This is a genomic window from Ruegeria sp. K3, assembly GCF_056531845.1.
In genome coordinates this window covers 1-15,495 of sequence record NZ_JBQFMM010000006.1, presented here as the reverse complement: position 1 = coordinate 15,495, position 15,495 = coordinate 1, and the positions used below count along the sequence as shown (strand labels likewise).

Sequence of the window (15,495 nt, the reverse complement as noted above, 5' to 3'; positions counted from 1 at the left end):
CACGCATGCCGCATCCGCTTGTGAACGTTGCGAAAGAACTGGCCCCAGAATTTGAGAAACGTGCCGCAGATTGGGACAGATCGCGCAGGTATTGCTGGCAGAATGTTGGCGAATTGGCCGATGCTGGCATCATGGGTATGACCATTGCAAAGAAATATGGTGGGCAGGGCGCGAGTTTTCTGGACGTCACCATGGTGGTCGAAGAGATCGCGAAAGCCTGCACCCTGACCGCCCGCATCGTTGTCGAGGGCAACATGGGCGGCATCAGTGCGGTCATGGGGTACGGCAATGATGAGCAGAAGGCTTTTTGTGCTCAGCATGTTCTGGCAGGAGATAAGCCCGCGATCTGCATAACCGAACCAGACTCGGGAAGTGCCGCGACCGAAATGCAGACTACCGCGCGGAAACAGGGTCGCACATACATCCTCAACGGGTCCAAGCATTGGATCACTGGTGGAGGGGTCTCGAAGCTGTACCTGATCTTTGCCCGCGTGCTCGATGAGGCAGGCGTCGATCAGGGGATTGGCGGTTTCATTCTGTTTGCCGACCCGATGTCAGGAGATACGCCCAAGGGGTTCACCGTGGGGGGTCGCGAATACACGATGGGCCTTTGCGGTATGCCCGAAGCAGAATTGCGGTTCGAAAATGTCGAGATCAACGAGAAATGGCTGGTCAAACCGCCTTCAGGATTGAAGCGTGGCTTTGCCGACCTGATGAACGCTTACAATTCGCAACGCGTCGGTGCGGGAGCAGTTGCTATGGGTGTTGCGGCAGGGGCACTTGAACGTGCAAAACGCTACCTCGTTCAACGTGAACAGTTCGGGCGCCCGCTTGCAGAATTCCAGGGGCTTCAATGGATGCTGGCCGATATGGACACGAAAGTTCATGCAGCCAGGCTGCTGCTCCATGAAGCGGCACGATCGCGTGGCCCAAACGGCAGTCAGTATCCCGATATGACCATGGCCGCCCGCGCCAAGCTTTTTGCGTCCGAGATGGCTATTAAGGTGGTCAGCGATGCGCTGCAGATGTTCGGCGCACGCGGCTACAGCGATCGTGAACCTCTGGAGCGGATGTATCGCGATGTGCGCATGTTCACTATCGGCGGCGGGACCGCACAGATTCTCCGGACCCAAATCGCCGGAAATATTCTAGGCATTAAAACACCACAGACGCGGGACGGATACACGCGCCTTGCCGACATGGAGCGTTACGCTGCTGAATAGAAGACCCTATGAAAATTGAAAAAGGACTTTCGGGCCGCCGACTTTCTTGTGCCGCAGCCCTACGCGGCTGCGTGCCGTCACGCCGTCGGCATGCTCGGCCGACGGTTTTTTCGCGTTAATCTAGTTGCCTATTTAGCCAACTTAGCTGCGCAAGAAAGGCGCTGCATTCATGCGCCAGAGAAGTTTGCGACCGAGCCAGCGAAACAAATGCAATTTTACGCTGCGTAAAATGGCGGGGCTATTTTTCGACAATCGTAAACTTCCTAAATGAGATTTGCCTAGGCAGGCAAGTTTAGCGTGTACGCCAAGCAATTACTTCGATTCCCGAAAGGAAAGCTGCGATGAAAAAGTTCATTTTTGTTGCTCTCATCAGTCTTACCGCATGCACTCAGTACCCGATGCAGAAGCCACTGATGGTTGACGGAACCAGGAATGCGACCTTCTACACAGATGAGGCTGAATGCCGATTGATGGCCGCGAGTTTCAATCCCGGGCAGCGTAAAATGGATGCTACGTTCGGCGCTATTGATGGCGCGGTCACTGGTTGGGTCGTTGGCGAGAAGGAAGATGTCATCGGGGGTGCGATCGCAGGTGGCATAGTCGGATCTGTGCGCGGCCAGTACAATGACGAAATGGCGCGGCGTCATGTGCTTGTGAACTGCATGCAGGTGCGTGGTCACGGTGTGGTGGGCTAGTAATGGCTGCAGATTACTCAGTGGTTTATCGAAAGGGGCCTTGGCCTTGACTCAAAAAAGGGCCCGAACAGAGTTCGTAATTTGGGGTAAATTCTGACCAGAGAAGGAGTGCTCTGATGCCGAATAAACGTTTCAGTTGTAACAGTTAAAGAAACCTGCCTGATTGGGTGGGTGAACAGTGTCGCGCAGATCTTCCAAAGATGCGTCTCGATTGCCTTGCATGTTGGCGCATCGAATTGACATATCCCACCCAGAAGCGCGCTTCTTTCAGGCTACAGGTGATCAACTTCCGCATGTTGAGCACCGATGAGCAAAGTGTTTTGCAATGCCGAAACTATGTAAAAGGCCGTCCCAAAAAAACGCCAACTCTGACAAACCATCCCAGATATGGACCGGCAGCGACCGTTGGCCCGCTTGCGTGAAAGCTAGAAAATCGAACGACGATCTGATGATATAAAGTCAGCCATCTGACGTGGTTTACTTATTGCTGCGTACAAGGGTGATGCGATTCCAGATAACTGTGAAACCCACCGATGAATAGGTGTGCGGAAACTGGATAAGCCGGTCAAGAATCTGACAAACCAGCCTTCTGGAGGCTGGCCAACAGGTTCTCCTTAAAAGTGGCGTCAAGTTGCCAAATGGCAAGTATATCCGATGCAACAGATGAAAAATCTGGGCGTAGAACCAACAAGCTGCGTAGAGCCGCCTGGGCCTGTTCCCCATTTCCCAGTTTGCTGTGTAGCGCGGCCTGCCATAGATGGGTCCAGAAGAAACCTGGCATATCGATTTGTTCCAATTGTGCCAGCGCCGCTTCATAGTCGCCCCGGTCGAACTCGTAAAAAACCCGCGGAAACAGATACCACTGAGGATGCACAGGGTTCAGAGCGATTGCCCGGTCTACAATAGCAAGTCCTTTGTCCCATTCGCCACTGAACGCCAGACGCATCCCGTAATGGGCCAGAATGTCGGTGTCATTCGGATTCAGGTCAATCGCCCGTTGCCCGGCCTCGCGGAACCCAGCAAAATCACCGAGCACGAACCGAATATTGGCCATCATCAGATGTCCCGCCGCCAGATTTGGGTCGATCTCGACCGCCCGGCGTGCTGCGGCATCGGCTGCGGCCAGAATCTGTTCGCGATTTCCGCCCAGCCCAAAACGTATCTGTTGCAGATACAGGTTCGACAGCACCGCCCAAGCCTCGGCATAATCCGGAGCCTTCTCAAGCGCGTTCAGGATGCAGGATTTGATTTCGGCATGGCGATCCAGATTGATGGTTACCTGATAGCTGTAATAACCAAGCACACATTCATAAGCATCGCGATTGTTGGGTGGAATTCTATCGGCATCTCGCATCGCGCCAAGCGTCAGTAGCCCGTATTTCCCGGCCAGTTTACCCATTACATCTCGGATAATGCTGTCCTGTACCGCATAGATCTCCTTGGAGGTATTGCTGACCTCGTAGCTTTGCGACCAGATATATCTTCGGTCTTTCAGATCAATGAGGCGTGCGGAAAGGCGCAAGGTGTCGCTCCTGTCCATCACATTGCCTTCCAGCGCGAAATCGGCGTTGAATTCTGTACGCAAGCTCGCCGTATCAATCTCGGTTTCACCAGAATGCAGTGTGCTGCCAAGGGGCAAGACCCAGATGTCCCGGAACCGGATCAACTCGGTCGTCAACTGCCGGGTAAGACCATCGGCGAGGTACTCGGGGCCATCTCCCAGAGTTTCAAAGGGCAGTACAGCCACGACGGGCCCTTTGGGCAAGCTGTGATTTGCATGTTCCTCTGGCGTCCCTGAACGGGTCAATCCCCAGATTAGCCCAAACAATGCCAGGCCAAAGGCGACAGCCAGTCCAATCCCAGCGCGTCGTCGTCCGCTGAACCCGGCATTTGGCCGGGCGTCAGCAGGTGCCTGATCAGGGCTCGGCAGTGAAGATTTTGCGAACCGCGGCGCGTATCCTCCTTTGGGTATGGTGAGACGTATCGGATCGCCCCGACCGGGCCCGGCATAGTAGGTGTCAATCTCCTGCCGTAGTCGCCGCGCCTCAAATCGGACAATCGGATCGACCTGCTGGTCGAAGCTTTCGTCGCGGTCAAAGACGGACATGGCAATCGACACGCCTTTGATCTGATCTGAACGACCGGCCAGATATTCCTCGATGATATAGTTCAGAAATGCGCGGCGTTTGGGGCTGGCGGTGAAATCCGGATGATCCAGGATACGTTGCATCTGTACCCGAATTTCGCGCTCGGTAGTATCCACTACAATATCCCTCTGCCTCGGGAAAACCAAGGAAAACCATTATGTTGGCCTCGTTGATACATGTGTTTTTCGACATGTGGCAACATGTTTGCACTTCTCGGGAAAAATTCTGCGGATAAGAGGGCCGCACTGCTGGTCGTACAGGCAGGCACCCGGCTTCCAAAAGATCGCGCATCTCGGCACTTCTGGAGGTCAATGCACCGGCGGGACGAATTTCAACCTCGTGGTTCGTCCCGTCAGACCTCCTGCGCTGCGATCTCTTTTGAAGCGTTCATGATAGGAACCGATTATATATGCCACGCCGAACCACCTTACTCTTGACCGTCACCCTTTTGACGCTGACCTCAGGTCTTGCCGTCGCGCAGGATGATAGTCCTCAGCACTTTGACCCGAAGGGCAAGTTGCCCTCGGATTACACGATCGAATTCCAGCAAACCCAACGCAATAACCTGCCGTTCGATGACGAGCGTGACTTTGAAGAAAGCCGCAAGGGGCTAATTGCGGTTCCAGAATACCGCCAGATCAAAACCGAGGATGGCACCGTCGCCTGGGACATCGGCAGCTATGACTATCTGCTCGAGGGCAAAGAGTTCGACTCGATCCACCCGTCGTTGCAGCGTCAGGCGATCCTGAACATGAATTTCGGCCTGTACGAGCTTCTCGACGACAGCATCTATCAGGTGCGTGGCTTCGATCTGTCCAACATCACTTTTATTCGTGGCGATACCGGCTGGATCATCTTTGACCCGCTGGCCTCCAAGGAAACTGCCGCCGCAGCGCTGAAGCTGCTGAACGACACCGTGGGCGAACTGCCGGTCAAGGCGGTTGTCTATTCGCATTCCCACGCCGACCATTATGGCGGTGTGCGCGGAGTGATCACCGATGAGGACGTGGCAAACGGCGTGGAGGTGATCGCGCCCGAAGGTTTCATGGAACATGCGGTTTCCGAAAACATCTATGCGGGCAACGTGATGAACCGCCGTCTGTTTTTCCAATACGGCGTATTGCTGCCACGCAGCCCGTTCGGTCATGTGGATCAGTCCATCGGCAAGAACATCTCGGCTGGCACCACGGGCCTGATCGAACCGACCCGCCATGTCTCGGACGCGTATGAAGAGATCATCGTAGACGGCGTGCGTATGATCTTCCAGAATACACCGGGTACTGAAGCACCTGCTGAGATGAATACCTATTTCCCCGACCTCAAGGCATTCTGGGCGGCGGAAAACATCACTGGCACAATTCACAACATCTATACCTTGCGTGGCGCACTGGTGCGCGATGCGCTGAGCTGGTCCAAGCATGTCAATGACGCGCTGTACAAGTTTGGGCAGGATGTCGAGTTGATGTTCGCCTCTCACTCTTGGCCCCGTTACGGAAATGAGCGCATTCAAGAAGTGATGCGTGCGCAGCGTGACACTTACGCAAATCTTAACAACGGGGTACTGAATCTGGCCAACAAAGGCGTGACCATTAATCAGATTCACAACGTCTATGACGTGCCGGAAAGCCTGCAGCAGCAATGGGCCGCGCGCAGCTATCATGGCTCGGTCGAGCATAACAGCCGGGCGGTGATAAACCGTTATCTGGGCTACTGGGATGCCAATCCCACCACGCTGACACCTCTGTCGCCAGAAGACAGCGCTCCGCTGTTTGTCGAGATGATGGGCGGCGCCCAACCGATCCTGTCGAAAGGGCAGGAATTAGTCGACACCGGCAAATACCTTGAAGCAACCGAGATTCTGAACAAACTGGTCTACGCCGAACCACAGAACCAGGCCTCCAAGGACCTGTTGGCCGACGCGTTCGAGCAGATCGGGTATCAGAAGGAAAGCCCTTCGGTCCGCAACTCGTTCCTTGGCGCGGCGTTCGAACTGCGCAACGGTATTCCGCAGGGCGCTACCATCGAGACTACCGGTCCCGATACGATAAAGGCTATGCAGACCACGATGTGGCTCGACTTTCTGGCCATTCGCGTCAATAGCGCCAAAGCCGCCGATATGGAGTTCACCATCAACCTGTCGATCCCCGACCGGGACGAGAACATCGTTGTCGAGATGAGCAATGCCACCCTGACTCATATCGTCGATCAGGTGGCGGAAGACGCCGATCTTTCGATCAGTCTGAGCCGCACGGACCTAGAAATGGTCATGACCGGTGAGCGCAGATTGACCGAGATGCTCGCTGATGGCACCGCGCAGTCTGAGGGCAACGCCGAGATCGTAGCGCAACTGGCTTCGACCCTGGATCAATTTGATTTGGGTTTCGAGTTGATGCCCGGCACCGGTGCGCAGGATTTGACGCCACCCGCCAATGATTTTGCCCAGCCCGGGTTAGCAAACTCGAGTGGCGGCTGAGACGGGACCGTCCGATTGAAAGCTGGCTCAGGGTTTTGCTGCCCTGGGCCTCTCTCTTTCTGACTATTGGACCGGGAGAAGTTTTCGACCAGTAGTGCTGGTATCGGAGCAGCAGAATGCCCCGCCCGAACGACTGCTGGATTGTTACCGCCGTGCGCGGACTCTTTCATCCGTGGTGTCAATGCGGGATCAGAATCTTCAGCCTAAGAAAGCCAAAGCGCATGACGCAAAAATCAAACTGAGATGTGCTGAAACTTGCAATTTGTGAACATCAGCCAAGATATCAAACTACCTAGAGGTCCTGATCCGTGGATTTCAATTCACTCCTGGACCCTGTCCCGTACAACAATTCAAAAAACTGGCCGCTTAGCGCCGCGGGTCGGATGGGTATCTTCGAACTGGAGGAAGCTTCACAACCCAACTGTCGAATGTGACGTGGTCAGACTTTAGCTGCGATATGCTATGATCGCTTCCAAATTTCGATAAGACACTGTGTGTCGCAAATCGAAGTATTTAGTGTAATCAATAATGTCTTTGCGGAAACGGCAGCCTTTAAAAAGATCATATATACGACCGGTCTGAGAACTACTTTAGCGAAACGAATACCTCAACGGGCTGTTTGGTCAGCCCGAACCCATAGCGTGCGACACTGCTCAAGTTGTGGGACGAAACTGTATTTCGAGCTCGTTGGACCGAAAGTAGTAACCTGATGGTTGATCAGTGGGGCGATTAACTGGGCCAGAAACGCTTGTTCTCTGAAGAAGCACCCGTCACACGGTATTTTTCTTCAAGCCAAGGTACTAAATTTGGTTTAGAACGCACATTCTAACCAACGCTTCGCGACATTCTACAAACAGGAAATTTCTTGCCAAGTGGACTAGCCCCTGCCGAACTGATCGCAATCCTAATCGCCGTGACTGATGATCAGCCGCGTGTCATGACCTTGCGTGGCGGTAACGCGCTACCTTCGGGACCGTTCGAATCTTCACACCGCAGCTTGCAAAGCGGCTTGCGGGCCTGGATTGAGGCGCAGACTGGCCATCCGGTGGGATATCTTGAACAGCTTTATACCTTTGCAGACAAGGATCGCGATCCACGCTCGGGTTATGCCGACAACTCTCAGCGTATCTCGATCAGCTATCTCGGTCTGGTGCGGGAGCAGGATACTACCGGTGCTGGACGTCCGGCATGGCGTAGCTGGTATCAGTACTTCCCATGGGAGGATCATCGTGATCGCAGCCCAGAAGATCTACCGCAAATTATCAAACGTATCTCAGCTTGGGCAGGAAGTGATCCGCTAAAACTGCAGCGTGTGGACTATCTGTTTGGTTTGAATGGGAAGACTTGGAACGAAGAACTGGTTTTGCAACGTTATGAGCTGATGTACGAAGCAGGGCTTGTTGATACTCCTGAATTCGGTCGTCACATGGAAGCGGACAACCGTCGCATTCTCGCCACCGGCATATCTCGCTTGCGGGCCAAGATAAAATACTCTCCGGTGGTGTTCGAGCTCATGCCCGAAAGCTTCACCTTGCTGCAGTTACAGCGCACAGTCGAAGCGCTGTCTGGTCTACACCTGCACAAACCCAATTTTCGCCGCCAGATTGATCAGCAGGAATTGATTGAAGATACCGGCGAAATGTCCAGCGGCACCGGTGGTCGCCCGGCGCGCCTGTTCCGATATAGGCCGGCCATTCTAGAGGCTCGCATGCTGTCGGGCGTCAGATTACCTCTCTCCCGGTCCTGAACCTCGCTTGACATAATCTCGAATCGAGAATAAGCATGGCCTCAATATACTCGATTCGAGTATAAATGGAGAAGCCAATGAAAGATTTTCGCCTTCCAGACCTCTACGACCGGGTAAAGCAGATCATCCCGCAACCCGAATGGATGCTGTTTGAAGATGATCTGGAAGCCATCCTTGATCTCAAGCGTGAGAGGAATGCGGTCATCCTCGCCCACAATTACCAAACGCCGGAGATCTTCCACGGAGTTGCCGATATCGTGGGCGACAGCCTTGCGCTTGCGCGCGAAGCTGTGAAGGTTGATGCCGATGTCATTGTGTTGGCTGGTGTGCATTTTATGGCGGAAACTGCCAAGCTGCTGAACCCGGAAAAGACGGTACTGATCCCAGATTTGGGGGCGGGGTGTTCACTGGCAGATTCCATCACACCCGAGGATATTGCGCTTCTGCGCGAAGCCCATCCTGGCGTTCCGGTGATCACATATGTAAACACTTCGGCAGCGGTGAAGGCGGCATCGGATATCTGCTGCACGTCGGGCAACGCAGTAAAGGTGGTGGAATCCCTCGGAGTGCCGCGCGTGTTGATGATCCCGGACGAGTATCTCGCCAAGAACGTCGCCAAAGAGACCGATGTCGAATTGATCGCATGGCATGGACACTGCGAGGTGCACGAACTGTTTACTCCAGCCGATATACGTGAAATGCGCGAAGCGTGGCCGGATGTTACGGTCCTGGCCCATCCTGAGTGCCCGCCCGAAGTGGTTGCCGAAGCAGATTTTTCTGGCTCTACCGCAGTCATGTCGGATTTCGTCGGCGACAAAAAACCGACGAGGGTTTGCCTGTTGACCGAATGCTCGATGAGCGACAACGTGGCGCTGAACCATCCTGAAGTGGAGTTCGTGCGCCCCTGTAACCTGTGTCCACATATGAAGCGCATTAGTCTGCGCAACATTCGCAACGCATTGGAACTGGGTCATCACGAAGTCACCGTCGATCCGGCCATCGCCGAAGATGCGCGCCGCGCGGTAGAACGGATGCTGGCAGTGAAATGATCGGGCTCGAAGGGCTTCATGGTCGAACTGCCATCATCGGTGGCGGTATCGCCGGGCTGACGGCTGCGCTGGAACTGGCTCCACAACCCGTAGTACTAATCACCCGTGCAGGGCTGGGCCAGGAATGTTCCAGCGCTTGGGCTCAAGGAGGGATTGCCGCCGAACTAGGCACGGATGGTGATCCTGCGCAACACTTGGCCGATACTTTGCGGGCGGGCGCCGGGCTGTGCGACGAAACCGTGGCGTCGGCCATTCTCTGCGAAGCGCAAAAGGCGATCACTGGTTTAGAGAAACATGGCGTTCGTTTCGATAGAACCGCCGACGGCACATATGCCTTGGGGCGCGAGGCCGCGCATTCCCGCCGCCGCATACTGCATGCAGGCGGCGACCGCACCGGAGCCGAAATCACATCGGCCCTTGCGCGTGCTGTGTTGCAATGCCAGTCGATCACTTGCTTGACCGGAGTCGAAGCCCGACGGGTGTTGACGCTAGACGGACACGTCACAGGCGTTCATCTGCAAAAAGATGCCCAAGCAGAGGTACTGCGCACATCTCAGGTCGTTATGGCGACAGGCGGTTGCGGCGGTCTGTTTGGTGTCAGCACCAACCCTTCAGGTAATTTCGGCCAGGGTGTCATGATGGCCGCCCGTGCCGGGGCAGCCTTGCGCGATATGGAATTTGTCCAGTTTCATCCCACAGCGCTGGATGCCAATCAGACACCTCTGGCACTGGTCAGTGAAGCCGTCCGGGGCGAGGGCGCAATTCTGATCGACCAAACCGGCAAGCGCTTCATGTCGCATATTCCGGAGGCTGAACTGGCCCCGCGCGACGTGGTGGCTCGTGCCGTGCATCAGGTCATATTGGAAGGTGGGCGAGTGTTTCTTGATGCTCGTGCCGCGCGTGGTGCCGAATTTGTCCAGCGGTTCCGTGGCATCCATGCATTGTGCGCAGCAAGCGGAATTGATCCGGCGCGCGATCCCATACCGATACTTCCGGCTGCGCATTACCACATGGGCGGTATCGCCGTTGATGAGTATGGAAGAAGCACTCTGTCAGGCCTTTGGGCCATAGGTGAATGCGCGGCGACTGGCCTGCATGGTGCCAATCGCCTTGCTAGCAATTCACTGCTGGAGGCAGTGGTGATGGGACGCCGTGCCGCAAATGATGTTGCCACGAGTGAATTGCGAAATCTCTCACTTGCTCCTGCGGTGGACGTGCTGCCTAATTCTGATCCAAGCTTTGTCCGGCCTTTGGTTTCAAAATATCTGGGTGTGATCCGTGACCAGACGGGCCTACGTTTTGCCATTTCAAAGTTGTTGCCGTTGGTCGAAACCGCTGCCTGCGCTTCTGACCCGGCACTAGTCGCGCTTTCGATCGCGGTCTTTGCCGATCTGCGCCGAGAATCGCGGGGCGGACATTACCGAAGTGACTTCCCTAATCCTGAGGCGAACGCGCAATCTCTTTTGATGACTCTGACCGAAGTACTTGCTCATGCGAGTTTGACCAGTCAGGAACCCTTTTTGAGGACTGCTTGAGAAATGACTATCATGCCCCTAGCCCCGTTGCCCCGAACGATGCTGGAGCCGGTGATCCGCCGCGCACTTGATGAAGATTTGGGCCTCGCCGGAGATGTCACCTCTTCGGCTGTTATTCCTTCGGATCATGTTTCCGAAGTTGTGGCTTGCGCGCGTCAATCCGGATGTATTTCCGGTCTGGATTGTGCTGAATTGGCTTGTGAGCTGATAGATCCGGCGATCAAAGTAATCCGCCATGTCGAGGATGGTGGGACAGTCGCGCCCGGCGCAGTGATCGCCACTTTCAAAGGGCCGTCGCGCAGTCTGCTGATTGCTGAACGTACGGCGCTCAACTTCTTGGGTCATCTATCGGGTATTGCAAGTGTGACTGCCGATATGGTTCGCCGCGTCGAAGGCACGCGTGCTGCCATCGTCTGTACCCGAAAAACAACGCCCGGTTTGCGGGCGTTAGAGAAATACGCTGTGCGATCAGGCGGCGGCATGAACCATCGCTACTCCCTAAGTGACGCGGTGCTGATCAAGGACAACCACATCGCCATAGCCGGGGGTGTCCGCCCGGCCTTGACGCGGGCCAAAGAGACAGTCGGTCATATGGTCAAGATCGAGATCGAGGTCGACACGCTGGAGCAGTTGGCCGAAGTACTGAAAATCGGTGTTGATGCGGTGCTTCTGGATAACATGGATCCAAGAACCTTAAGCGAAGCTATAGGCATGATTGATGGTCAAGCCATTGCCGAAGCTTCAGGCGGGATAACCCCAGATAATGTGCGGGCTGTGGCGAACACCGGTGTTGATTTGATTTCTATGGGCTGGATCACCCACAGTGCACACTGCCTCGATATTGGTCTGGATTTTGTGCTCTAACAGCACCAAGAGTAAACCAACAGTTACGACGCTCATTGCCCAAATTGTCGAAATCAACGGCCTTTCCAAAAGATTGCCAAAGGCAAGAGCATCGCCGACACAATAGGAAACAAGGCAATCAAAAGGTGCGCGGCGGCGCAGCCTGCCTGTTCAGTCTTGTCACTCCGTTAGCCAGCTAAGCTGGGCAAGTTTTAAGTCGCATTCATTCGTCAGAGAGTTGGCGACCGAACCTTTCGTTCTCGCCCACACTCGATTTCTTATGCTGCTTAAATAAGCAGGCCATGACATCTCAATTCGGAGAAACCGCATCGTCGGCGTCATTGCCTCCGGACGTTTTACCCTCATGGCCGAAGAAAGTCGGATCAGTCTCAAAATCAGGCGCAAGGAACTCGGACATCTGGTCAGGGCTGTCTGTTTCTATATTATATATCAATAATTTATCCGGTTGGTCCTTAAAAAATTCGGGCACCTCCTGATGATGCCGGTCCCATTCTTCTGACCAATGATCAATTACCTGATCAACCGACTCGAAATTCATACCCTTACGATAACGCTCGGCATAAAACCCATTGCCATGGTTTCGGCGACTTGCGATCCACCTGTCTTTGTCTCGAGTGTTCAATATGAAATAGGAATTGGGATAATATGCCGCGAGTTGACGAAAATAACGGCAACCTTCAATCACGCGCGAGCCGCTTACCATCTGCATGTCGGTGTAGCCGACCCAACGGTCAATGCCATTGAGCGGCGCATAGCCATACTTAAGATTGTTAGCGAGCGCGCGGGCCAGATTGCCACGCTTGAAGTGAACCGTCGGAATGCCGTTGTTATCTAGAAAGGCGGAAATCGACCTTGTGCCGCACTTGTTGAAACCGACCTGAAATATCCGCCGCGTACGGCCTGCACGAGTAGACAGATATTCAGGATGAGTTTTTGATGATTGCGGCACGAAGGAAGGCTCCTACTCGGACTCTGCGGCGGCTTTCTGGTTCGCGCGCATGGCAACTGAAATAAGCTGACGGGCCGTATGCTCCGTCAGAGGTGTGGTTTGGCCAGCCATCATCAGGCGAGCAAAAAACGCGCGTTCAGGTTCTGACTCCAAAAGTTCCTTAAATCGCTTGTGCCGCCATTCGCAGGCCTTGTCATGTAGCTTCTTCAGTGTGGCATCTGATTTTAGCTCGGTAACCCGAGCAGCCCGTGCCGATTGGTAGCGGGAAATAGAGACGTCCTGATCGCTGTTAAAGTTGTAATCGACCCAATAATCCATGCCGATTTTCTCTTTGAAATGCACCCCACGTCCACGCGCACGTTTGAGCAGAAAGGAGTCCATCGCGCCCAAAGCATAATGGTTAAGCTGAACCCTCATGGTCGTATCTTGCGTATAGTTGGAAAATACCCGCTGGCGGCGATGATCGCCACCAAGCAAACGGCCTGATCCATCATACCAGCGCGCCTCATCCACGCGGGTCTGATCAGGCGAAATTGGCCGATGAATGCCTGGTTTACGGTAAATCCCGTTGTTGCGATAAAGCGTTTTGAACATTGAGGCGCGCCACGGCCAAAGGATGGGTTTGGGGGCGCAGGAAGTGAACTGTTCGGTCACCGGCGCATCTTCAAAATAAACGATCCCTGCATTTCCGAATAGCCGCCAGGTGAGCGTGATCGCATCCGCCTCGGGGAGGCTATGGATGAGCGCGTTTAATGAGCCGTCGCCAATATGGATATTTACAAACTCATCAATATCGAGCGCCAGTATCCAGTCTGCTTCTTTCAATAGAGGATGTTTGGCGGCTTGTTTCATAGCCTGCCACTGTACGCTCTTATCGGGCTTGGCTTCATGGCTGACATGAGTGATTTGCCCCATCTCTTCGAGTCGGTGCAACATCAGATCGGTGCCATCCGCGCAATCATTCGAGAAGATCAGAAAATCAGTGAAACCAACCATCTGATGATGGGCGAGCCATTCCAACAGGAACGCGCCTTCATCTTTGACCGTCAGGATCGCTAGCTTTCGTGTCATTCTATTCCTTTGATCCGACGCTTCAGTCTGGTGATCCGCCAGACCGCATGTCATGTGGTGCTCATTGAGAATAACGGTTTTGCAGATGTTCTGAACTGCGAATTTCGCGTAGGAACGAAAAAAGTACGGCGCGGCATCATGTTGCCAACTTGGGTGATTTCCAACTCGGTGGTAGGTGGATCTAAAAGGCTGAGAGTGAACCGGATAGAGGCACTTATTGTTCAATTAGCCGTCGTAGCCCGACAGCTCCGTTTGCAAGTGCAGATCGGCGGTAAGACTTCAGTGCTACCTGCAGATCGCCGAGTTCTGCATCACTCGCCCCTGAAATGCGGGTCAGGCTTGCCTCCAACCCATTGTCAGCAATCAGCATTGGTGGTCGGTAACAGGCCTCTGACCAGCGGTCCATGACGATCGGCACACAGAATCCACCCGAAGAGGACAGGGCAGATGTGATCTTGATCCGTTGATATTGTTCATAGTCAAATGGCATGAGCGGATGTATCACCTGAGCGCCCGCCAGTGCGTCAAAATACGCGGCATGCCCGACCTGCCCGCTGTTGTCCAAAGGCACGCACGTAAAACGCGCGTCAAGCTTTCGGTCCTGGATCTCACTTTCAACCTTGGCGCGATCTCCGCCTCCTGACGGCAGGATGAAATGCAGATTCTGAAAGGCGTCCGGTCGATTGCCAAGAAGATCCAGCAGGCCAGGGTAATCACGTGTCCGCATGTTAACGTTGCCGGGGATCACGACCTGACGCGGCTGGCCCAACTTTGGTTCCGGATCATCGATCCAATAAAACGGCTCCAACGTCGCGATCCTGTCCATATGGGCTTTGCCCACCCGGCTGATCCATTCAGCCGTGACATGTGCACTCAGGCTGATGTAGCGCGCATTTGGCATCTGAAGCGTCTCGCGCAGGGGTGCCATCTGGCTGAACTGATCCAGATTATGCAGGACCATGATCAATGGCTTCTTCACTCCATGCGCCCAGCTTGCCGCTTTTGGACGACTCAAAGAGGCCATCAGGACGAAGTCATGTTCGGCCGCTTCAATTGCAGCCATAGTAGACTTGATATGTTTTGGTGCATCCGCAGCCCGGTAATCCGGTGTGCTCAAAGGCACATACTCAACATCAAATTCCAATCCCGGCACCAAGGCCATGATATCTCCGCGCAGCTTTAAGATCCGGCGATGCAGAAAGATTCGTGGTCGGTACCCGTTGGCATTACAGGCGGCCACCAAGCTGGGGATAACTTCTTCATGGCGCGGTTCAAATTGTACAATTGCACAGCGCTTCATAGTTTCTTCCTGTTGCCTGGGTTGCCTCGGGCCCTCGTTTTCGGTTTGACCCTGTGGAAGTTGTCTATCGATAGCTACACTTGCCGTCTACATCCAACGCCGAACCGGTCGGCTCTTAGACCAGTTTGTTTGAGCGGAGGTATCCGGTGTGATGGTGTTTCCGATCGTTGCGGTTTCCTTCACTATTCTGATTAAAATCTAATGTGGGCAAATCATCACGATCTGTGTCCGCAACTCCGCAGGCCCGGAGTCGACAACATGTGCGTGTTGAGCGAAATAATCTTATTCATCCGCATGGTTTGCGCGCCGTATTCGGCACCAAGCTCAGCCATTATCCGCGCAAGAACCTTTCCTGCTCCAGCACTTCCATCGGCTGTACAAAGTCTTGGTAGGATAAAGGCTGAGCTTGGGGGCCAAAACCGCACGGAAAAGATTGCTATTA

General features: G+C 54.3%; 11 protein-coding genes. 7 read left to right on the top strand and 4 right to left on the bottom strand.

Translation table 11 applies throughout. The annotated features are described in order from the left end of the window. Positions 1-5 precede the first annotated feature (5 nt). Positions 6-1,223, top strand: coding sequence for a 3-sulfinopropanoyl-CoA desulfinase (gene acdA, locus ACR0MP_RS12175; protein ID WP_170407544.1), 1,218 nt, complete (start codon positions 6-8; stop codon positions 1,221-1,223). Positions 1,224-1,564: 341 nt separating this feature from the next. Next, complete coding sequence (locus ACR0MP_RS12170) at positions 1,565-1,918, top strand: hypothetical protein (protein ID WP_170394225.1); 354 nt, start codon at positions 1,565-1,567, stop codon at positions 1,916-1,918. Between the two features lie 565 nt (positions 1,919-2,483). On the opposite strand, the gene ACR0MP_RS12165 is transcribed toward ACR0MP_RS12170, so the two are convergent. Further along, a complete protein-coding gene (locus ACR0MP_RS12165; RefSeq protein WP_480886534.1) occupies positions 2,484-4,181 on the bottom strand; it encodes a tetratricopeptide repeat protein in 1,698 nt (565 codons plus the stop codon). Between the two features lie 293 nt (positions 4,182-4,474). Here ACR0MP_RS12165 and ACR0MP_RS12160 point away from each other — a divergent pair, with 293 nt between their 5' ends. From ACR0MP_RS12160 to nadC, 5 genes are all read left to right on the top strand, one after another. Next, positions 4,475-6,538, top strand: a complete 2,064-nt coding sequence (locus ACR0MP_RS12160; protein WP_480893767.1) for an alkyl/aryl-sulfatase — start codon at positions 4,475-4,477, stop codon at positions 6,536-6,538. 865 nt (positions 6,539-7,403) lie between these two features. Beyond that, on the top strand, positions 7,404-8,285 hold the full coding sequence (locus tag ACR0MP_RS12155) for an NrtR DNA-binding winged helix domain-containing protein (RefSeq protein ID WP_170423009.1): 882 nt from the start codon (positions 7,404-7,406) through the stop codon (positions 8,283-8,285). A 77-nt stretch (positions 8,286-8,362) separates the two neighbouring features. Beyond that, positions 8,363-9,334, top strand: a complete 972-nt coding sequence (gene nadA, locus ACR0MP_RS12150; protein WP_480614259.1) for a quinolinate synthase NadA — start codon at positions 8,363-8,365, stop codon at positions 9,332-9,334. Beyond that, positions 9,331-10,869, top strand: coding sequence for an L-aspartate oxidase (locus ACR0MP_RS12145; protein WP_480886530.1), 1,539 nt, complete (start codon positions 9,331-9,333; stop codon positions 10,867-10,869). Before nadA ends, ACR0MP_RS12145 begins: the two co-directional genes overlap by 4 nt. Positions 10,870-10,872: 3 nt before the next feature. Beyond that, positions 10,873-11,733 (top strand): carboxylating nicotinate-nucleotide diphosphorylase, encoded by an 861-nt coding sequence (gene nadC / locus ACR0MP_RS12140; protein WP_480893765.1) that lies wholly within the window; start codon positions 10,873-10,875, stop codon positions 11,731-11,733. 289 nt (positions 11,734-12,022) lie between these two features. Here nadC and ACR0MP_RS12135 read toward each other — a convergent pair whose 3' ends face one another. From ACR0MP_RS12135 to ACR0MP_RS12125, 3 genes are all read right to left on the bottom strand, one after another. Next, complete coding sequence (locus tag ACR0MP_RS12135) at positions 12,023-12,682, bottom strand: sulfotransferase (RefSeq protein WP_170407560.1); 660 nt, start codon at positions 12,680-12,682, stop codon at positions 12,023-12,025. Positions 12,683-12,694: 12 nt separating this feature from the next. After that, positions 12,695-13,753: a glycosyltransferase family 2 protein gene (locus ACR0MP_RS12130; RefSeq protein ID WP_170647057.1), complete on the bottom strand. Its 1,059-nt coding sequence runs from the start codon at positions 13,751-13,753 to the stop codon at positions 12,695-12,697. A gap of 214 nt (positions 13,754-13,967) precedes the next feature. Next, on the bottom strand, positions 13,968-15,053 hold the full coding sequence (locus ACR0MP_RS12125) for a hypothetical protein (RefSeq protein WP_170407566.1): 1,086 nt from the start codon (positions 15,051-15,053) through the stop codon (positions 13,968-13,970). Positions 15,054-15,495 lie beyond the last annotated feature (442 nt).